Here is a 19,716-nt window from a genome sequence, read left to right as displayed (position 1 = left end):
AGAACGATCACAACGCTTAGAAGCGATACATCACCGAGGCGCGGAACGAGCGGCCCAGCAATGGGCGCGCGATAAACACGGTCGCGCCCGCATCGGTGCTCTTGAGTTCGCCCGAACGCGGATTGCCTTCGGTCAAGCCCAACGAGTTGGTGATGTTGTCGGCATACAGGAAGAACGACAGATTCGGCGTCGCTTGGTAGCGCGCGCTGAGGTCGAGCGTGGTGTATTGCGGCAACACCACGGAGTTGGCTGTATCCGAGAAACGCTTGCCTTCGTATTCGAAGGCCGCTTGCAGGCGCACTTTGTTGTTGAACAGGTTCACACCGGGAACGATGCGGAAACTCTTGCGTGGCACGCGAATCAACTGATCATCGTCGTAGTCCAGCAGCAGCGGCTCGCCCGCCTGGATGACCGTATAGCGCAAGCCCTTGTAGCGCGGGTCCTGCAAGGTGGCGTCGTATTGCAGATCGAAGAACTTGGACGGATAGATCGTGCCTTCCAGCTCCAGACCGTAGGTTTCGGTATCTGCATAGCCGGTCTGTGCCGTCGATGCGCCGGAGGTGGGATTGAACACGTAGTTGCTGAAAGCGACGTTGTTGTAGCGGGTGTAGAAGAACGTTTCGTAGGTTTCGATATAGCGGTTGGCGAACTTGTAGCCCACTTCCGGCAGCGCCATCGTCTGGATGATCGGCGTGGCCGTCGGCGTGGTGATGTACGAACTCAGGTTAGGCAGACGGAAGGTCGAGGTATACCGCGCAAACACGCCCTGGTGATCGCTGAACTGGTAATTCGCGCCCAAGGTCCAGCCCAGCTTGTTGAAACTGTGGTTGTAGGACGCGTACTGGCCGCTGCCGGTAAGGATTGCCGCGCTCCAGGGCGTACCGAGGTTCACCGTGGCCGGCAGCTCGGTCCAGCCCTGGGTGTTCACGCGTTCCCAACGCGCGCCGCCATCGATGCGCAATTTGCTGTTGATCTGCCACTCATCGGAGAAGTAGAACGCATCCGTATCAGACGTGCCATGGGCGTGCGCCCATTCATAGCCGTTGTTGTAGATGCCGTTGTCGGTGAGCATGCCGATCGGCGTGCCTGCTGCGTTCACCGCGACCAGATTCAGCAGTTTGGAATTGTCCGAGGTATCCAGCAGCACGGTGGACGAATAGCGGTCGAAGCTCTGATTGAAATACGCGTGGTAGTAACCCAGCGTCACGTCATGCGTCTGGTCGCCGATATCGAACTTGCGCAGCAGGCGCGTATCGCTGGTTATTTCGTTCACCGGCATGGTGATGCCGCGCAGGCCACCCAGCATCACCAATCCATTGCCGTTCTGGTTGGCGTTGTTGAACACCGCGCCCGTATCGACGTACTGCAAGCGCATGCCGGCCGCATTGGGGTAGTACTGCAGCAGATGCGATTGGGCGGAAGCGAGGAAGGCGTCGGCCGTCTCGATTGAATTGGGGTACACGCCGTTGCGTATCGTGTCGGTATTGCTGTAGCGCACGTTCTCGGCCAGCTTCCAGTCGTCCCACACGTTGTAGTCGAATTTCAGCGTGAGCTGGGTACGCTGTACATCGGTGCCGAGCGAGTTATCGAAGTTGTAATAGCTGCCATTGCCCTGCTGCAGCATCGCATGCTCGGTGTCGGGACCGGCCACGGTGCCATAGTTGCCGTTGAAACCGGGCACCGACACCAAGTCGCCACTCGGATCGCGGTACATCGGGATGCCGAGGTCGAAGTAGACGCGGTCATCCAGCCGCTTCACGTCGAGGCTGAAATCACCGTTCTCGAAGTCCTTCGACAAGGTCGCGCGCAACTGGCCGCCGTTATCGCCGTCGAAGCCGGGATTGCGGATGTTGTGATCGATGCGGAAGAAGCCACCCGTACTGAATTTCCAACCGTCGCCGAGCGGCGTGCCGTACCAGAAATCCAATCGGCCCAGGCCATAGTTGCCGGCGGTGTATTTGATCAAGCCGTCAGCCATGTCGCCGACCTGGCGTGGGATAAAGTTGATCGCGCCAGCCGGTGCATTCGAATAGAAGATCGACGAGGGACCGCCACGCACCACTTCCACGCGCTCGATCGTTTCATCGAGACGGAACGCCTGGTCGGCATTGAGATAACCCAGCGCCGGATCGTGTTGCACGGGAATGCCGTCTTCCAGCAGCTGCACCGAACCAAAGCCATCGACCGGAATGCCGCGTGCGCGGATGTTGCCGCTGGCTTCGCCGCCGGACGATTCCACCCAGAAGCCCGGTACGGATTTCACTGCTTCCGTCACGCTGGTCGGCGCCTGCATGCGTAAACGATCTTCATCGATGGTGGTAATCGAATAGCTGGTTTCCGCCCTGGTACGCACGTCCACGCCGGAGCGCGCCGTCACGACCACCTGGTCGAGATCCTTGGTGTTCTTGTCGATGTTCGGCGAAGCAGATGCAGCGCTGTTGCTTGCCGCGCTGGAAGTAGAAGAAGGAACCGTACTACCGGCCGTCGTTACCGCAGCGGAGGCCGGACTGCCCGCATTGGTTGCTGCGTTTCCCGCTACATCTCCGGGAACGATCGTCACCGTGTTCGGTGTTACGAATCGATAGGTCAGTCCCGTGCCGGTCAGCAACTGGCGCAGTTGCTGTTCCGGCGTGAGGCCCGCCTGCGCACCCGGGCTGCGTACGCTGTCGGCGATATCCGAGCCATAGACGACTTGCAAACCTGCCTCGTGCGAGAAATTCTCCAGCGCCTTGGCCAATAGCATTGGCGCAATCGCGGTGGTTTGCGGCGCGGAGGGAGCACCCGCAAGCGCGGCGAGGGGAACGCTCGTACCAAGAACGAGCGCAATCTGAAGAGCCAATCGATTTCGCATGGAGAAGCAACCTTGAGAGGGTAACGGATGGCAGGTGCGCAGAGTGCGTTTTCACTTGCCTATACCTTTCAAGAGTCCCCCCGCCGGCAATCGGGTACCGCTCATCGCATGAATTTTTTCTTACAGTTCGTCCTTTCTTGCCACTGCCTGATGCGCGACGGCGACGATGCGGATGCGATCCGCACCGTCAATGACTCGCACATCCGGCAACGTCGACAAGTAGGCGACAAACGCTTGAGGGTTGTTTGCGTGGAAGACGCCGCTGATGCGCTTGCCGGCGATGTGTTCGTTCTCGATCACCAGTGGCTTGCTTGTGTACGCATTGAAGCGTCGTGCAACGTCTTCGACCGTTTCGTGCTCGAAGCGTATTTCTGTCGGTAGCCACGCCGTGGTCTGCGCGATTTTCACCGGATGCACCGGCCCGGCGCCCGATGCGCTCAATTCAATTTGCTGCCCGGCGGTGACGTCTGCCACGGCCAGCCCGGTCAACGGTGAGATCGCCACGCCTTTTGCCGATGCCTCCGGTGCATTCAAGACGCGTACGTGGCCGCTGATGACGGTGAGCGTATCGACCGGACCGTCGCGCTTGACGTCGAAGACCGTGCCGATGTCCTGCAGGACATGCTGGCCGACGCTGACCAGCATCGGTCGCGCTGGATCCTTGCCGATGTCGAACAGGGCATTGCCGCGGATCACGTCAATGCGGCGATAGTGCTCGTTGAAATGCACGTCGATGACGCTATTGCGATCCAGCTGCACCAGCGTGCCATCGACAAGCTTCAGCGAATGGACCACGGATGTGGTATCGGCGAAACGCTGCTCGAAGCGCTTGCTGGCCGTATGCCAATGCGCAATACCCAACCAGATCATGGCCACCGTCGCCGCGATCCCGGCCATGCCGGCAAAAAAACGCCGCGTGCCGCGATCGAATGCAGCCGGCGCATGCCGCTCGCCCGGCATGGCGTTGCCCATCAGCGGGAACATCACCACGGGATTGTCGCGTTTTGCACGCTCCACCAGTTCAGCGGTGGAAAGCTGTTCGAGCACGGCGGCCGCCTTGAGATCGCCATGCATTTGCGCCACCGCGAAATATTCGGCGACGTGCTTGGGCGATGCGCGCAGCCACGTAAAAAACGCCACGCGCTGCCGTTCGGTAAGCGGTTCCTGCTGCTCGATGTACCAGGCTACCGCCTGTTCGGTGATTCGCCGCGCTTGCCTTGCTGCGTCGAAGGAAGTGGATTCACTCATAGTCGGCCATCCTCTGCCGGCAGGCTGCCAGTCCTTTCACAATGTACTTCTTTACCATGTTCGTCGAGATAGACATGCGCTCGGCGATTTCGCGGTACGACATCTCGTCGCGGTAATGCATGATCAACACGGCCTTGCACTTGGGCGAAAGCCGGTCGATCAGGTTATGCAAATGTTGCTGGCGCGACTCGCTGTCGATATCGGCTTCGACATTGGTCGGCGCGACCAGATGCTCCACCACTTGCTCCAGCTCGTCGCTGCCAGCCGGCTGCTGTTGGCGCAGCACAGCGTGCTCCTTGACCAGATTGGCGGCCACGGTAAAGAGATACGCCTCCGGACTGCGGATATTGGCCGCATCGGCTGGCTCGATGCGCAGCAAACGCAAGTAGACCTCCTGCATGAGATCCTGCGCATCCCACCGATGCGCTACACGCCGAAGAAAATAACTAGTCAGCGTCGCGCGCTTCTCCGCGAACAGCGCCGACCATGTCGCATGCTTTTCACGCACTACCCCTCCTTCGACCGCATTAGCCGAAGTAGGCTACGGCATCGAGACCGCTGGAGAGCGTAGGGGTCGGTTATGACGGTTTTGTGAAACGCCGCCGGTCAGCCTGCCGGTGAATGAGGGCCTGTTTGCATTACTGGCGTGGCGCGCGCTGGGAGTTGTTTGCGCGCCGGACAAGCAAGAGCAAAGGCGTGTACGTCGGTCCACGACGGAGCGATGACGCCGTATGACGGGCAAACAGGCCCTAAGGCAGCGATGGTGTCTTTCAGAGCAAATCAAGGACGTAACGCGTTGAAGGGGATGCAGATGCGCGGTATGTCGCTGTCATGCGGCTCCACGAAATGCTCCAGCCAGTGCGGAAACAGCACGAGCAAACCCGGCTTTGGATGCAGTTGGACGTCTTTGTACGCATTGGCGCCGCCGCCCTTTGCATAGGCATTGAGCACACCCGGGCGCGGATCCTTGAATACCAGAGAGCCCGACCCTTCGGGTACTTGCAGGTAGAACGTGCCGCTCAGCAAGCAGCCTTCATGCATGTGCTGGAAGTTGAAGCCGCCGCGATCGTGGATATTCACCCACGACTGCACGTCAAACGCGGGCGTGCCCTGGCCCATTTCGTTGAAGCTCTGCAGGCAGTAATGCCGCACAGCTTCATGCAACTCGGCGAAGAGCGGTTGATGCAATACCGCGTGGTCGGTGCTGTTCCAACCGCCGCGATTGGTCCGGCCCGCCGGAACCGGCGCAGCGGCCCGCATCGCCAGGATCGCCGCCACCCATGCTGCGAACTGAGGCGACAGCTGTGGCAAGTACGCTTGCCAGATACGCGTGGGAAACAGGTCGACCCCTTGCGCAGGGCGCCGTTCCGGCGCCGCCTCGGCGCCCATCGTCACGCTGTAGCTCCAGCTCATGGATCGTGGCCTTCGGGAAAAACGCTGCGCACGATAACGGCCTACTGTGACGGTTGTAATAACGCGCCTTTTATAGCAACTCGCGCAGCATGCGAGCCAGTTCCGCATGCCGGTAAGGCTTGGCCAGCACCGGGAACTCCAGGTTTTCTTCCTCAGCCAGGTGCGTGTAGCCGGTTACGAGCAAGACCTTGAGCCCGGGATATCGCTGAATGGCGGCGCGTGCCAGCGCGAGACCATCCATGGCGCCCGGCATCACGATGTCGGAGAGCAGCAGCCTGTAGGCATCGTTCTGGCCCAGCATCAACAGGGCCGAGTCCGCATCGCGCGCCGTATCGGCTTCGTACCCGAGCAATTCCAACATGTGACGCGTGGCGGTTGCGACGTCACCGCGATCTTCCACCAGCAGAATGCGCGGCACCGTCGCGGCAGTCGCAACGACCTGGCCGTCTCGTTTGGGCAAGCGCTCCTCGATAGGTATCTCCGTATAGGGCAGGAGAATATGGATGGCCGTGCCGCAACCTTCTTTGCTGTCGATGTACAAGGTGCCACCGGACTGGCGGGCAAAGCCGTAGGCCACCGACAAACCCAGCCCAACACCCTTGCCCTCGGTCTTGGTCGTGAAGAAGGGATCCAGTACCCGGCTCAAAATGGTTTGCGGTATGCCGGGGCCATTGTCGGCGATCACCACTTCGACGTAACGTCCAGGCTCCACGCTGCGCAAGCGCGATTCGGAGGGCGAGAGATCGCGATTGAAAGTGCTGATATCCAGCCGCTGGTCCGCCGCACCCTCCATCGCATCGCGCGAGTTGATCGCAATGTTGATGATGATCGGTTCCACTTGCATCGGGTCGGCACTGCAATGCCACAAGCCGGGCTCCAGATGCAGCTTCACCTGGATCGCTTCGCCGAGCGCTTGCGTAAGCATGCTGCGCAGGCGCCCGATCAGGTGATTGATATCGATGGGCGCGGATGCAAATTTCTGACGCCTGGCGAACACCATCAACTGTTTGGTCAAGGTGCTGGCGCGCTCAATCGCGCGACGACAGGCCGCGATGGGAGTCACGGCACGACGGGCGATGTCCTCGTTGGCGGAAACGCCCAACTCGATCACCTCCAGCGAAGTCTGGATCACCTGCAGCAGATTGTTGTAGTCATGCGCGACGCCGCCGGTCAGCTTGCCCAGCGCTTCCAGCCGCAATGCCTGTTGCAGGGCATCCTCGGTTTCTTTTCGCTGCGTGATATCGCGCTGGTAGCCAAAGAAGTATCGGGTTTGCCCCGCTGCGTCCTGCACCGGGCAAATATGCAGAAGATTCCAGAAAGTGCTGCCGTCTTTGCGGTAGTTGACCAGCTCGGTGGAGACCTCGCGTTGCTCCTGCAAAGCACCGGCGAGCTCGGCGACCGTCTCTTTGCTGGTCTCCGGTCCCTGCAGAAAACGGCAGTTGCGACCGACGACCTCTCCGCGCTCATAGCCGGTCATGCGAAGAAAAGCATCGTTCGCGTACAGAATCGTCTGATCGGGCGATGCATCGGTGACGATCATGCCGATGCTGCTCGCCTCGATGACCCTGGCCAACGTCGCCGTATCAACCGATGGAGTTTGCGCTTCGGGACCCACGCCCTGACAACCTGCGCGCTCATTCATGGAGCACCCTCCTGGGCTGTCAGGTTGTACTCCTCCAATTATGTGAGCGACGTGAAGAACGCCCACACTCCTCTGCGACACTTCGTGCACGACATCACATCACCTTGCAGCACCACAATCGACGCAAGCATGGGAACCACCTGACGCGGCACCACGCAGGCGCCGCATCCCGCTGCTCAAGCCAGTGTTTGCGCGAACAATGTGGACAACATTTGCCAATGACGCTCGGCTGCCGCCGCGTTGAATGCGGGATGATCCGGCACGGCAAAACCATGATGCGCGCCGGCATAGGTTTCCACCTGATGCCTCACACCTGCTTCGGTCAAGGCCTGTTCGAGTTTGGCCTTCTGTTCGTCGGTGAAGTGCGCGTCTTCCACTGCGCCTGCGACGTACACCCGTCCGGTGATGCCGTGGACGGAACGGTGCGGACTATCCGGTGCCTCCGTAGCTAGGCCGCCGCCATGGAAGGAAGCGATCGACGCAAAGCGGTCGGGATAAGCACCCGCCGCCGTCAGTGCGATATTGCCGCCCATGCAATAGCCGGTTGCGCCCAGACGCGTGCCTTTGACTTCCGGACGCTGCAACAGGTATTCGATGAAGGTGCCGGCATCGGCCACTTTGCGATCGCGATCCAGGCTGCCGATCAGCCGCATCAAGTTGTCCTTGGCTTGAGGATCGGCGAAGACCTGGGCTGGCTTCATCGGCGCATAGGGACCGGCGCGGTAATACAAATCCGGCAGCAGCACGGCGTAACCCAGATCGGCAAGGCGCTGCCCCATTTCCCACATCGTGCTGCGAATGCCGAGGCCATCCATGAAGAAGATCACGCCGGGCCATGGACCCGCCCCCTCGGCCGGCGTGAAGAACGAGGCCGGACATTCGCCGTCGCGTGTCGGGATGGTGAGTGAAAGGCGAGGCATGATGCGGAACTCCAGATCGGGGGGGAGGCCATGCTAGATACATGAAGAAACCCTCATGTACAAGGAGGTCCGCATTCGCACTATTTTTCAGCGCGTCGGAACAAACATCGAGCGCATCATCGCCATATAACGATCCTCCGAGGTTTCACGCCGCGCCTGCACCAGCGGTTCGATATCCTGCGTCGCCACGTAGCGCAAACGATCGGTGCCGTCGCTTGCCGCAGCGACGATCACGTTTGCCACATCCTCCGACGTCGCCGTGCGCGACGACCGCAGTTGCGCAAACCATTGCTGCGCATCGGCGATAAAGCCGTCGTAATCATGCGGAGGCGTTTGCTGCACCGCTTCGGCCGCGGAGCGCTTGCCGAAGTCGGTGCTGACCACGCCGCCGGGCTCTACGATCTTCACCACGATGCCTTGTGACCGAAGTTCATAAGCAAGCGACTCCGAAAACCCCTCCAGCGCAAACTTGCTTGCGTTATAGAGCGAGATCATCGGCAAACCGAACACGCCCGCACCCGAGCTGATATTGATGATGACGCCGGCGCGTCGCTGACGGAAATGCGCAAGCAATGCCCGCGTCACATCCATGACACCGAAAACATTGACCTCGAACTGCTCCTGGATTTTCTCGCGCGGTGTCGCTTCAAAAATGCCGAACAGGCCAAAGCCGGCATTGTTCACCAGCACGTCGATGCCGCCGAAACGCTCGATACCGGCAGCGACAGCTTGCTCGATACTCTCGCGGTCCTGCACGTCCAGCCGCGTTACCAGTACGTTGCTGCGGTCCACAAGCGATGCACCCGCCGCAGGCGTACGCATGCTGGCGATCACGTTCCAACCCTGCATAGCGAAAAGCTCGGCCGCGGATCGGCCGAAGCCGGTGGATGCGCCCGTGATAAGCACCGTCTTGGTCATTTGTTCTACCTCTTGCATGAAGAACCATGACCATAGGTGTGCGCCATCGATGAAACAATCGGGCTAATCTTGCATGCACTGATGCAGGATATTGCACAATGCCTCATAGCCTGGCCGAATTGAATGCCGTAGTCGCGGTGGCGGTTCACCGCAGCTTTCGGCGTGCCGCTGCCGAACTGGGCATGTCGCCATCCGCGCTGAGCCATGCGATCGCCGCGCTTGAGCAACGTATCGGCGTGCGCCTGTTTCATCGCAGCACGCGCAGCGTGTCGCTGTCCGAAGCGGGCGAGCATTTCCTGGCGCGCGTAAGACCCGCACTGCGCGAGATCGACGCGGCCATGGAAGCCATCAATGATTTCCGTGCCAGCCCCGCCGGCACGCTGCGCATCAATACGTCTGAAGGCGCGGCGCGACTGGTACTTGCGCCGATCGTGTTCGAGTTCCTGCGGCGCTATCCCGACATGAAAGTGGACATCGTGACGGAAGGCAGGTTGGTGGATATCGTGGCAGATGGCTTCGACGCCGGTATCCGCGACCTGGAAGCCGTACCGCAGGACATGATCGCGGTGCCATGCACAGCGCCCATACGCTTCGGCGTGTTCGGCTCGCCGGCGTACTTCAAAAAACACAAGAAACCACGCGTGCCCGCCGACCTGCTTGCGCACGCCTGCATCCGCTGCCGCTATCCCAGTGGCGCACTTTATAAGTGGGAATTCGCCAGGCATGGCAAGGAGACGGTCATCGACGTGCAGGGCGCGCTGACCCTGGACAACCATAACCTCATGATCGAAGCCGCCTTGCATGACGTCGGCCTGATCTGGACCAGCGATGGCCTGGTGGCGGAACATCTGGCCGCACATCGGCTGGTGCGCGTACTCGAAGACTGGTGTCCAGCCTACCCCGGCTTGTGCCTGTACTACCCCGGTCATCGGCTGATCCCCGCAGGCTTGCGGGCTTTCGTCGACCTGGTACGCGAGGTGGTGCCCTTACCGCATGCGTCAATCGATACGGTGCGCACAAAAGGTCCTTCGCGGCGCAGGCCGCAAGCTTGAGCTTGACGGCGATGCGCGCTCTGCGGCCAACAAAGGATGGAAGCGGCCTTCTTTTACCCAGCACCGATGGGGCATGCGTGCGGACGTCGGAGCCACGGCACACCCACCTATTGCGCTGCGGCATGCGAAGCCCCCTAGCCAACTGCTAGTGTCACTTGATATAGATCGATCTAAATAGGGGTCATACCGCTGGCGCGGAAGCCCGCCACGCTATCAAGGCGGAGCGGCGCAACCGCATGTTCTTTCCACTTCACACGGCTGAGCTGCATGCTTGAACGCATCCGTTTGTCACGCCCTTTCGCGATCCGGCGTCTCCTGAATATCGCCCTGGCATCCCTGCTATGGCTGCCGCTGGCCCACGGTCTGGCGTCGGCACAAACCACGCAGCAGATGATCGACAACGGCTGGCACTTCCGCCTGCTGCAAGGCGATGCGCTGGCGACGGATCACCATGAAGCCGCGCGCTGGCATACCGCCACGGTGCCGGGCATGGTGCAGACCGACCTGATCGCCGCCAAGCTGCTGCCCGATCCGTTCTATCGCGACAATGAAGCGCACGTGCAATGGGTGGGCCTGGCCGATTGGCAGTACGCAACGACCTTCCATGTCGACGCGGCGACCTTGCAACGCAATCATGTCGAACTGGTGTTCGACGGGCTCGATACCTTTGCCGACGTTTATCTCAACGGCCACAAACTGATCGCCACCGACAATATGTTCCGCCGCTGGCGCCTTCCGGTGAAGGCCGACCTGCACGAAGGCAGCAATACGCTGGAAGTACGGCTGTACTCGCCGATCAAGCGCCTGCAACCCTGGCTGCTCAAGCAGCCGTATGCATTGCCGGGCGAATTCGACTCGGCATTCGGCGACGAACCGAAAGGCAAACAGACGGCCAATTACCTTCGCAAGGCAGCCTACCAATACGGCTGGGACTGGGGGCCGCGCATCGTGACGGAGGGCATCTGGCAACCGGTGCATCTGGATAGCTGGAATGCGGTGCGTGTGGATGACATGCACATCGCGCAGACCTACGTCAGTCCTGAAGCGGCGCAGGTGAGCGCGCAGTTCGAGATCAATGCCGATACGCGCCAGTCGCTGCAGCTAAGCATCGACGCCATCGGCCCGGACGGCCAGACGGCTGCGCACGCCGAACAGTCGGTTACCGTCGATCCCGGCCAGAACACCGTCAGCGTGCCACTGCGCATCGATCATCCCCGGCTGTGGTATCCGGCCGGTTACGGCGCACAGGATATGTACACCTTCAAGACACGCATCCGCGATGGCCAGCACGAGGTGTTCCAGGCACAGCATGCGACGGGCCTTCGCCATATTGAGTTGCGCCGCGAAAAAGATGCCTGGGGCAAGAGTTTCGCATTCGTGATCAACGGCATCCCAGTGTTCGCCAAGGGCGCGGACATGATTCCGTTCGACAGTTTCCCCACCCGGGTCAGCGAGGCACAGATGGCGCGGGTGCTGCAGTCGGCCCGCGACGCCAACATGAACATGGTGCGCATCTGGGGTGGCGGTTATTACATGCCCGACGCGTTCTACGAGCTGACCGATCGCCTCGGCCTGATGGTCTGGCAGGATTTCATGTTCGGCGGCGCGATTCCGCCGCGCGATCCGGCCTTCGTCGCCAATACGCGTGAGGAGGCGATCGAGCAGGTGAAGCGGTTGCGCGACCATCCCAGCATCGTGCTCTGGTGCGGCAATAACGAAGTACAGACGGGTTGGGAATCCTGGCCGGATCGCAAGAAGTTCGCCGCCAGCATCACGCCCGAAGAGCGCGACAGCGTGGTGAGTGGGATGGTGAATCTCTTCAGCAATACGCTGCGCAATGTCGTCACCCAGTACGACGACACCGTGCCGTATTGGGCCAGCTCGCCCAGCACCGATTACGACGGGCCGGCGAACGTGCTGGATGACGGCGACTATCACTACTGGAACGTGTGGTCCGGCGAGGCGAAGCCGGTCACCGAATATCTCAATGTGACGCCGCGTTTCCAATCCGAATACGGCCTGCAATCCTTCCCCGTGATGCACACCATCCGTGCCTTTGCGCAACCGGGCGACCTGCAGCCGGAATCGACCGTGATGCGCGCGCACCAGAAATACGACAGCGGCAACGGCAACAAACGCCTGCTGCTGTACATCACGCGCAGTTATGGCCAACCCAAGGACTTTGCTGACTTCGTCTTCCTCAGCGAAGTGATGCAGGCACACGGTATTCAGCTCGCTGCCGAGCACTTGCGTGCCTCCCGCCCGCAAGCGATGGGCTCGCTGTATTGGCAGCTCAACGATGTCTGGCCCGGCGCATCCTGGGCCAGCATCGATTACTTCGGCCGCTGGAAAGCGCTGCAATTCCATGCGCGGCGCTTCTACGCACCCCTGCTCATCGCCGCACTGCGCAACAACGGACAGACCACCGTCTCGCTGGTTTCCGATCGCACGACACCCACGACGCTGCGCTGGCGCATGCAGGTGATGGATTTCGCCGGGCACGTGCTGCAAGAGAGTACGCAGAACGTCACCCTACCCGCCTTGTCCAGCACCAAGGTCGCCAGTTATGCCGATGCCGACTTGCTCAAGAGGCAGGATCCGCACGCTGTGTTCGCAGTGTTCCAGCTGCTGGACGGCGACAAGCTGGTATCGCAGAACCTGGTGTTCTTCGATGCAGCCAAGCAATTGTCATTACCTGTGCCGCATATTCAATCCGCTCTCAGCGCTGGTCCGGATGGCTATACGTTGCGCCTGACGACGGACAAGCTGGCGCGTGATGTGTGGCTTTCCTTCGGCGATCTGGATGCCGAGGTTTCGGACAATGCTTTCAATCTGCTACCTGGACAAAGCATCCGCTTGACCGTGCACAGCAAGGCGTCACTCGCTACGTTGCAAAAGGCCTTGCTGGTGCAGAACCTTGCAAGCGCGATGGGTACCCATCAGTGAGCCTCGCGCACAGCTCCTTTCCCTGCATGCAGGGGAGCGCCGAGGGTTGGGTTGCACGAGCTTGCCGCAAGCTCGATGGACTCCACCCCTCCCCATCCCTCCCCTACTGCACGTAGGTAAGGGGGCCGCCCTTGGCCATCCGGATTTCAGTTGTACATCGACACTTATCAGGATTCCCATGTCCACACGCCGCGACTTCCTCAAACTGCTCAGCGCCACCGCCGCCTCCAGCATGGCCGGTATGTCCCTGCCTGCGTGGTCCGCGACTTCCTCGCCTTATGCGAGCAAGCGCCCGCCGCTTGCCAAGCGAAAATTCACGAGCGAAGCGGTCGAGCGGCAGTTGGCATCGGTCAAAGCATCCATCGCTGATGCAAAACTCGCGTGGATGTTCGAGAACTGCTATCCGAATACGCTCGACACCACGGTGGAACTGGGCACGCTGGACGGCAAAGCGGATACGTTTGTGATTACCGGCGATATCGATGCGATGTGGATGCGCGACTCTTCCGCGCAAGTCGTTCCGTACATCCCGCTTGCCAAGGGTGACCCGGCACTGCAGCGATTGTTTCGCGGACTGATCCGTCGCCAGGCGCGCTGCATCCGCATCGATCCCTACGCTAATGCGTTCATGCCCGACCCGCACGCACAACCGCTGAGCTGGGCGCGCCACGATGACACCGACATGAAGCCCGGCGTCGGCGAGCGCAAATGGGAGATTGATTCACTGTGTTATCCGATCCGCCTGGCCCACGGCTATTGGCAAGCGACGGGCGACACGGAACCGTTCGACGACGATTGGCGCAGCGCCATGCATCAGGTGCTGAAGACGTTCCGTGAACAGCAGCGCAAACACGGCAAGGGGCCGTATCACTTTCAGCGCGCATCAGTAAATCCGACGGAAACACAGATGCTCGGTGGCTACGGCGCGCCCACGCGACCGAATGGCATGATTCATTCGATGTTCCGTCCGTCCGACGACGCTTGCGTCTACCCGCTGTTCGTGCCGGCCAATCTTTTCGCGGTGCGCAGCCTGCGGCAACTGGCCGAGATGAGCCACGCGCTTCATCACGACGCCGCGTTCGCCGCCGACTGCGAAGCGCTGGCCAACGAAGTCGAGCAAGCCGTGCAACGGGACGGCCGCATGCATGATTCGAACGGCGATACCTTCTGGGCCTACGAAATCGATGGTTTCGGCAACCAGCTTTTCATGGACGATGCCAACGTACCCAGCCTGCTCGGCCTGCCTTATCTCGGCTGCTGCGAACGCAACGATCCCCTTTACCAGAACACCCGCAAGCGGGTATGGAGTCCGCGCAATCCGTATTTCTTCCACGGCAAAGCTGCGGAAGGCATCGGCGGTCCGCACGAAGGCCTGCGCATGATCTGGCCGATGTCGATCATGATCTACGCGCAGACCAGCGACAGCATCGACGAAGTTCGCCAATGCCTGCGCTGGCTGCGCGACACCGATGCCGGCACCGGCTTCATGCACGAATCCTTCGACCAGGACGATCCCAGCCATTTCACGCGCAGCTGGTTCGCCTGGGCCAATACCTTGTTCGGTGAATTGATCGTGGATGTGCAGCGGCGCTATCCATCGCTGTTGGCGAAGGAGATGTCTGGTTGACCTGCCGCCAAGCCGTAGCCACGCAAACTCAGTGACATCCGTCGCCTTGGAGGGACAGTCCATCGGCGATGTGCGCTACGCGAATTTGGCCGACACTTTCAGCCGATAACGCTTGCATCAACACTGGCGACACATCGCTCACCTGGTCGGTTCCACCGAAACAAGCTCAAGCACAGGTCGCCAGCGTCTGCGACTGGATCAACAGGGGCGCCGGATTGCATTGGCACAGACATAGATCCCCGGTCAAAGCGACCTCACGGCCGTCGATGGTGTTGGTGACACGTTTGCCTGCACAGGCAATACGACCCGTGGTGCCACAGGTGCGGCAGATGACCCGATCCCCTTCACAAGCGACAGCGCGCCCATTGAGTGTGTGAGAGCGATAAGCCGTGACGGTGCCGTGTTTCGTGGTGCCGTCGCCGTGACGGATGACAAAGCGTTGTCCCATAGGTCAATCCTCGATGATGGGGAAGTCGGTGGCGGCAAACGGAAGAAAGTGCCACTGGCCAGCTTCTGGATCGAATAACGCCATTTGCTGCGCCGTGCGTGAGGGGCGATCCGAGAGCTCGATCGACTGTATGGCTCGCTTGGCTGTCTCCCAAAGGCGCGTCTTGTCCCAGTTCAAGACGTGCTCGTGAGTCTCCTGCCACGCATAGAGTCCCGCTAATTCGCGTATGCCACCGAAGAGCGCCAGCGTGAGTGCATCGACCTCGAACGAAGACAGGTTACCCATCGGGTAATGCACGGTGCGGGCAAAGCGATGGAATTTGTTCGCCTGCGCTTGAAGCACTCGCCCATCAAGGGCTGGCCATCCCATGTGAAATATCGCATGCACGCCCCGACCGCTCGCGTCGCGAAACAGGGCCGGGTTGATGTCCGATGCGGGAAAGACGTAGCTGTGCTCGCTTTGACCGGTGATAGCAAACTGCGCTCCTTCCACAATCGCATCGAAACGCGACAAGAAGCACACTAGGGCGACACCCTGTTCGGTTCGCTCGGTCATAAATTGGAGCGTGCCATCGTCATGGTCGTACGCCAGCACGTAGACCGGAAGCGTCTTGAAAAGCGACAGTTCGATGGCCTGCCGAGGGCTTTGGGGCAAGGTCATAGGAATGCGTCGACTTTATCCCATGGTACGTAATGCCATTGCTCGAACTCCGGATCGAACAAGGCAATCTGGTTGACCTGCGAAACGTCGCCGCGCTGCACCTTCACCATATTCAGTGCGCGCGCAGCGATACGCTCCATCTGCTTGATGGTCCAGTCTTCGGTCAAGGCGGCCGTCTCCTGCCAGGCAAACATGCCGGCCAGTTCGCGGATGCGATTCACTTCATCAAGCGCCGCATCAATCTGGAACGTCGAGGGCGGAGGACCCGCCGCCGCACTGACGTGCACCCGCCGGTAATACGCGGCAAGCCCGCCGCTGGGACGCGTGCATAGCACGCCGTCACGCGCCGGCCAGCCAAGGTGGACATAGGCGATGTATCCCAAACCGTCGCTATCGAGGAAGAAACTGCGATCGACCAGACCCGCCGAGACCAGATGATGCGGCTTACCTAATCGCTCTAACTGCGCCAGTTCAATGAGCGCGTCGGTCAACATCAGATGACAGGGCACCCCGCCGCCCTGTTCTTGAGGGGGATGATAGTTGCCGTTTTCGTCGTCCAGGCACAGGACGAATGAGGGTGGTGTCGCCAGGAAATCAGGAGACATCGGTCGGTGGGAAATTTGTGAGATTCCAAAAGACATGGTGTGTACTTTGCTGTTAGACGGTGTTTTTTATCGGTAGTGCTGTCGTGCTCGCGACGAATGCCATTCAGCGAGGTGTTGCAATCGATGTGATTTATGCGCATAACCTCGACTTCCGCACGCATCGCCATTCAACAATGAAATTGTTTCCGCTTCGATAAAGCGAATAATAATCCATTACAGTTTGCTGCGTAGCTCTTTGAAAAACGGTTCTACCTGTAGATACATCTACAAGGTAGCCATGATCATTCAATTCAATACTGCAACCATTTGGCAATGTATTTTCCGGCGGAACTCTCATGCATAGTGAAATACCTGGCAATTCATAGTATCGGGTAGCGGTTACCGCTCCAGCAAGCATACTGCCGGTGGAGAACATAGGAATCATTTTGTATCCTCAATTAATTGGACAAACTTGCTGGCGTAGAACGCAACCTGATCAACTCTGTCAAGGCCGCCATTAATTATCGAGCGCGCATGATAGTAGTCAGGATGTGGCCCATCCAAGTAATCGGATAAAGACTTCCCAGTGAATTTCCCGTCTCTCATACCAAGTATCATTGTCTTAACTGACAAAGATAGATCTAAAACCTTATCGGGATTGGAGACTATGTCCTCGTAGGCCCATTCGTCATTCACACATGGTATTGATTATTTTCACTAAGGGTATCGATAAAAGTTTTGTCTAGCCACACAGAGTCTTTTTTCTTCATGAAGACGACGCACTGCAAGCAGACAATTTTGTGATACATAATTATTCCAGTGCTGATCGCTTTTGTCGGCTGATTGATTCGATAGTTTTTCCATGAAGCGCTCCTTGTTTCCACCTTCATAAATCTTTGAAACAATGTTTAATGCGTGAACGAAACCATCCGCGCCAATACCCGAATCTAGGTAATCAATCTCTTTAATTCGTGATCTAGTAACCTCGTCTAAACAATTCCACTTATCAATTCCTGCTTCCTCGCCGGGATAAGTCATATCATACGCATCTTGACACGTACCATCTTTGTATTTTATCCATGCTCTCTGAGCATTTAACAAAATTCCTCTATCCTCTTTAGATAACTTCAAATAAAACGTTTTATATGTCTTATTTAATATATCGTCCGATGATTTGAAATTATTTTTTGCGCATTCTTCAAGGTCGTGCGTTTTATTTTCATTGCAAAGCACTCCCGCATTAGCCAGGGTAATTGAAAGGATAAAAAGAAAGGGGATAAAAATGATGATTTTTTTCATGGGATTATCTCCAGCAATTACACGTCATTCCGCTCTCAAAAAGGTCAGCCTCTTGTTCTCTGCGCTCCACTAAACCTTCTTGTCCGGTCCCCGCCCATAGCAATTTCATTGCTCGCAATTGGACTGGAATATTATTTAAGTTATTGTCCTCAATGTCGGCTTTAATTTGCCTCATCTGCTCTCGGGTTTTTTGATGTGGCTTATCCACAAGGTCTGGACCACGATTAATTACAAGACTCAAGAGAGCGCCTTGACAGTGAGGATGCAATTCTGTCGTCCCTGGAAAGGCATCGACGGTGTACTGTGCATATCTTCTCTTCATCACCACGGCCAATCGCAGCGCCATATCTCGACTAACAGAGATATCGGATATTGATGGCAATAAGTGTCTGGCGGCATCGCCGTGCCACCTAGATGCCTGCCGCAGTCTGAAAATTTGGTCGGATGAGAAGATTCCATTCAACTCGGAAGCAATTGTCGCTGCATTCTGTTGACCCAAGTCGTACCCATATCCAATGGTGACGCCACTCGATTGATCACCATAAGGAACATAAGGGTGCTCTCTGTAATCTTCCTTCGAGAGAATGAACTCAAAAGCTCGTTTTGAGGCTCTGAATATCCCTTCACTCGTCTGAAACTCGGCTACATCGGTTTTGCAGACGTCTGGACATGTGTCTGCAAAATTCCCCACCAACGCAATCGGATGGATGTGATAGACCACCGGACTATCCGGAAACCCGGCCACCTTGCCTTTCACCTCATCCCACCACTGCAGCGCCTTGATTCGCTGCAGTTCGCAGTGCCAGTTTTCCTTGGCCTCCTTCATCCACGGCGTCAGCGCTTCCCATCGCGCCAGGTTGCCGCCCCATTCGCTTTCGTATTTCAGGATCAGATGCGAGAGCGCTTGTGCCAGCCACGGGTGGCGTAGCGCGGTCTGCAACGCCTTGGGCGTGACCTTGCCGGTGTTGGGGTTGGTGTAGAGGTGGCCGTTCTCGCGGTAGTGCTGCGCGCCAACGGTCTGTTGCAGGGTCTGGAACAGCGCGCTGCCATCCACCGCTTGCACGGCGCTGGCCCAGTCGTGTTCTTCTTTCCAGTCCGCGCCGCCGGAAGCCACGATGTTGCGTTTCAGGGCATCGGCCAGGTCGATGCCGGTGGCGTCCACGATCTCGAACCCCGCCCACGCCCACGGGCTGACGCGTTCGGTACCGGGATGATGGGTGTCCCGCAACCAGCCTTGCACGGTCTTGCCTTCGGCGGTGCCGTAGTCCACGTGGTACCACGTGTGGCCCTGGTCATCCTGGGCTTGGGCACTGTCATTGCAGAGGGCGCACGGATTCACATCCGATTTCCCATAAACAACGCGTTGGCGATGTCATCCCAATCATAGGGAACAAAGAGCCACTTCTCGCATTCGGTATCGAAGAGCGAAAGATGCGTGCAATTTGCATTATTCCCGTCCGTTAGACGAATCGATGTCACGGCGCGGTCAAGGACGGTTTCCAAACGCTTTGCATTCCATGTCTTACACATGTCCAAGAGTGCATCCGTCCAAGCAAAAAGGCCGGCGCGCTGCCGAAGAACCCAGTACGCCAAAAATGCTGAATAACTCACACGAAACGCCGAAGATCCATCGACTTCTTGCCGCATCGGGAACCCAAACCGTGCCGGTATGCCATTTTCTCGCCGGATAAACCGTCCCTCATGAGACGGCCACGCCAGATGCAAGAGGGCCGTTACCGCTTGGCCCTGACCATAGCGAAGATTTACCTTGCCGATCTCACGTGCCGGACAAAGTCGATACGATGTACCCACGCCCGACATCGAAAGACAAGACGCCTCGATGAGCGCATCAAACGGCGAAAGAAAGTAAATGGGGGCAAGGCGCTTTTCGTGCCAGTCCGCCACCATACGCATTTCCCCTTGCTCGTCTTCATACGTAATCACAAAAGCATCGCAAGAGCCGGCGGTTCCATCGCCACAGTTTTCAGGATTGTTATCAGCAATAGCCATAGAAAAGTCAGTCACTTAAATTTTAAGATAGTGTTGAAATGCGGATCAACAATGCCCTAATCTCGTTGCGATATTTCTAGGGACATTTTTCAAATGAA

General features: G+C 58.5%; 16 protein-coding genes. 3 read left to right on the top strand and 13 right to left on the bottom strand.

Features of this window, described 5'->3' with window-relative positions:
- Window positions 1–16: 16 nt before the first annotated feature.
- The 7 genes from AC4HNJ_RS17035 to AC4HNJ_RS17005 form a co-directional block, all read right to left on the bottom strand.
- The gene (locus AC4HNJ_RS17035; protein WP_490480797.1) at window positions 17–2,851 is read right to left on the bottom strand and encodes a TonB-dependent siderophore receptor; all 2,835 of its coding nucleotides are present in this window, start codon (window positions 2,849–2,851) and stop codon (window positions 17–19) included.
- Window positions 2,852–2,971: 120 nt separating this feature from the next.
- Entirely contained in the window at window positions 2,972–4,099 is a 1,128-nt protein-coding gene (locus AC4HNJ_RS17030; protein WP_490480796.1) for a FecR family protein, read from the bottom strand.
- Entirely contained in the window at window positions 4,092–4,607 is a 516-nt protein-coding gene (locus tag AC4HNJ_RS17025) for an RNA polymerase sigma factor (RefSeq protein WP_490480795.1), read from the bottom strand. Before AC4HNJ_RS17025 ends, AC4HNJ_RS17030 begins: the two co-directional genes overlap by 8 nt.
- Window positions 4,608–4,879: 272 nt before the next feature.
- Window positions 4,880–5,512: a TIGR02466 family protein gene (locus tag AC4HNJ_RS17020; RefSeq protein WP_490480794.1), complete on the bottom strand. Its 633-nt coding sequence runs from the start codon at window positions 5,510–5,512 to the stop codon at window positions 4,880–4,882.
- 70 nt (window positions 5,513–5,582) lie between these two features.
- Window positions 5,583–7,154, bottom strand: coding sequence for a PAS domain S-box protein (locus tag AC4HNJ_RS17015; RefSeq protein WP_490480793.1), 1,572 nt, complete (start codon window positions 7,152–7,154; stop codon window positions 5,583–5,585).
- A 176-nt stretch (window positions 7,155–7,330) separates the two neighbouring features.
- On the bottom strand, window positions 7,331–8,074 hold the full coding sequence (locus AC4HNJ_RS17010) for a dienelactone hydrolase family protein (protein WP_490480792.1): 744 nt from the start codon (window positions 8,072–8,074) through the stop codon (window positions 7,331–7,333).
- Window positions 8,075–8,161: 87 nt separating this feature from the next.
- Window positions 8,162–8,992 carry an SDR family oxidoreductase gene (locus AC4HNJ_RS17005; protein ID WP_490480791.1) on the bottom strand — a complete coding sequence of 277 codons (831 nt, stop codon included), beginning with the start codon at window positions 8,990–8,992 and terminating at the stop codon, window positions 8,162–8,164.
- A 98-nt stretch (window positions 8,993–9,090) separates the two neighbouring features.
- Between AC4HNJ_RS17005 and AC4HNJ_RS17000 the strand changes: the two genes are divergently transcribed.
- The 3 genes from AC4HNJ_RS17000 (at window position 9,091) to AC4HNJ_RS16990 (ending at window position 14,617) form a co-directional block, all read left to right on the top strand.
- Window positions 9,091–10,044, top strand: a complete 954-nt coding sequence (locus AC4HNJ_RS17000) for a LysR family transcriptional regulator (protein ID WP_490480790.1) — start codon at window positions 9,091–9,093, stop codon at window positions 10,042–10,044.
- A gap of 279 nt (window positions 10,045–10,323) precedes the next feature.
- A complete protein-coding gene (locus AC4HNJ_RS16995) occupies window positions 10,324–12,990 on the top strand; it encodes a beta-mannosidase (protein WP_490480852.1) in 2,667 nt (888 codons plus the stop codon).
- A gap of 178 nt (window positions 12,991–13,168) precedes the next feature.
- Complete coding sequence (locus tag AC4HNJ_RS16990; RefSeq protein ID WP_490480789.1) at window positions 13,169–14,617, top strand: glycoside hydrolase family 125 protein; 1,449 nt, start codon at window positions 13,169–13,171, stop codon at window positions 14,615–14,617.
- A gap of 166 nt (window positions 14,618–14,783) precedes the next feature.
- Here AC4HNJ_RS16990 and AC4HNJ_RS16985 read toward each other — a convergent pair whose 3' ends face one another.
- The 6 genes from AC4HNJ_RS16985 to AC4HNJ_RS16960 all read right to left on the bottom strand — a co-directional run bounded on the left by AC4HNJ_RS16985 (window position 14,784) and on the right by AC4HNJ_RS16960 (window position 19,618).
- The gene (locus AC4HNJ_RS16985) at window positions 14,784–15,065 is read right to left on the bottom strand and encodes a PAAR domain-containing protein (protein ID WP_490480788.1); all 282 of its coding nucleotides are present in this window, start codon (window positions 15,063–15,065) and stop codon (window positions 14,784–14,786) included.
- Window positions 15,066–15,068: 3 nt separating this feature from the next.
- Window positions 15,069–15,725 (bottom strand): hypothetical protein, encoded by a 657-nt coding sequence (locus tag AC4HNJ_RS16980; RefSeq protein WP_490480787.1) that lies wholly within the window; start codon window positions 15,723–15,725, stop codon window positions 15,069–15,071.
- A complete protein-coding gene (locus AC4HNJ_RS16975; RefSeq protein ID WP_490480786.1) occupies window positions 15,722–16,330 on the bottom strand; it encodes a hypothetical protein in 609 nt (202 codons plus the stop codon). Before AC4HNJ_RS16975 ends, AC4HNJ_RS16980 begins: the two co-directional genes overlap by 4 nt.
- Window positions 16,331–17,026: 696 nt before the next feature.
- Window positions 17,027–17,608 (bottom strand): lysozyme inhibitor LprI family protein, encoded by a 582-nt coding sequence (locus tag AC4HNJ_RS16970; RefSeq protein WP_490480785.1) that lies wholly within the window; start codon window positions 17,606–17,608, stop codon window positions 17,027–17,029.
- Between the two features lie 4 nt (window positions 17,609–17,612).
- Window positions 17,613–18,878 carry a DUF8812 domain-containing protein gene (locus AC4HNJ_RS16965; protein WP_490480784.1) on the bottom strand — a complete coding sequence of 422 codons (1,266 nt, stop codon included), beginning with the start codon at window positions 18,876–18,878 and terminating at the stop codon, window positions 17,613–17,615.
- Window positions 18,879–18,943: 65 nt separating this feature from the next.
- Window positions 18,944–19,618: a hypothetical protein gene (locus AC4HNJ_RS16960; protein WP_490480783.1), complete on the bottom strand. Its 675-nt coding sequence runs from the start codon at window positions 19,616–19,618 to the stop codon at window positions 18,944–18,946.
- Between the last annotated feature and the right edge of the window lie 98 nt (window positions 19,619–19,716).

It is taken from the genome of Dyella sp. SYSU CM1112 (assembly GCF_058216415.1).
Note: the sequence above shows the minus strand (reverse complement) of the source record. Positions and strands in the feature narration are given on the sequence as shown.

What these genes read in the sequence shown, in the direction of transcription:
- AC4HNJ_RS17035 (WP_490480797.1), bottom strand. Translation starts at nt 2,851, where the DNA reads ATGCGAAATCGATTGGCTCTTCAGATTGCGCTCGTTCTTGGTACGAGC.
- AC4HNJ_RS17030 (WP_490480796.1), bottom strand. Translation starts at nt 4,099, where the DNA reads ATGAGTGAATCCACTTCCTTCGACGCAGCAAGGCAAGCGCGGCGAATC.
- AC4HNJ_RS17020 (WP_490480794.1), bottom strand. Translation starts at nt 5,512, where the DNA reads ATGAGCTGGAGCTACAGCGTGACGATGGGCGCCGAGGCGGCGCCGGAA.
- AC4HNJ_RS17015 (WP_490480793.1), bottom strand. Translation starts at nt 7,154, where the DNA reads ATGAATGAGCGCGCAGGTTGTCAGGGCGTGGGTCCCGAAGCGCAAACT.
- AC4HNJ_RS17010 (WP_490480792.1), bottom strand. Translation starts at nt 8,074, where the DNA reads ATGCCTCGCCTTTCACTCACCATCCCGACACGCGACGGCGAATGTCCG.
- AC4HNJ_RS17005 (WP_490480791.1), bottom strand. Translation starts at nt 8,992, where the DNA reads ATGACCAAGACGGTGCTTATCACGGGCGCATCCACCGGCTTCGGCCGA.
- AC4HNJ_RS17000 (WP_490480790.1), top strand. Translation starts at nt 9,091, where the DNA reads ATGCCTCATAGCCTGGCCGAATTGAATGCCGTAGTCGCGGTGGCGGTT.
- AC4HNJ_RS16990 (WP_490480789.1), top strand. Translation starts at nt 13,169, where the DNA reads ATGTCCACACGCCGCGACTTCCTCAAACTGCTCAGCGCCACCGCCGCC.
- AC4HNJ_RS16985 (WP_490480788.1), bottom strand. Translation starts at nt 15,065, where the DNA reads ATGGGACAACGCTTTGTCATCCGTCACGGCGACGGCACCACGAAACAC.
- AC4HNJ_RS16980 (WP_490480787.1), bottom strand. Translation starts at nt 15,725, where the DNA reads ATGACCTTGCCCCAAAGCCCTCGGCAGGCCATCGAACTGTCGCTTTTC.
- AC4HNJ_RS16975 (WP_490480786.1), bottom strand. Translation starts at nt 16,330, where the DNA reads ATGTCTCCTGATTTCCTGGCGACACCACCCTCATTCGTCCTGTGCCTG.
- AC4HNJ_RS16970 (WP_490480785.1), bottom strand. Translation starts at nt 17,608, where the DNA reads ATGAAAAAAATCATCATTTTTATCCCCTTTCTTTTTATCCTTTCAATT.
- AC4HNJ_RS16960 (WP_490480783.1), bottom strand. Translation starts at nt 19,618, where the DNA reads ATGGCTATTGCTGATAACAATCCTGAAAACTGTGGCGATGGAACCGCC.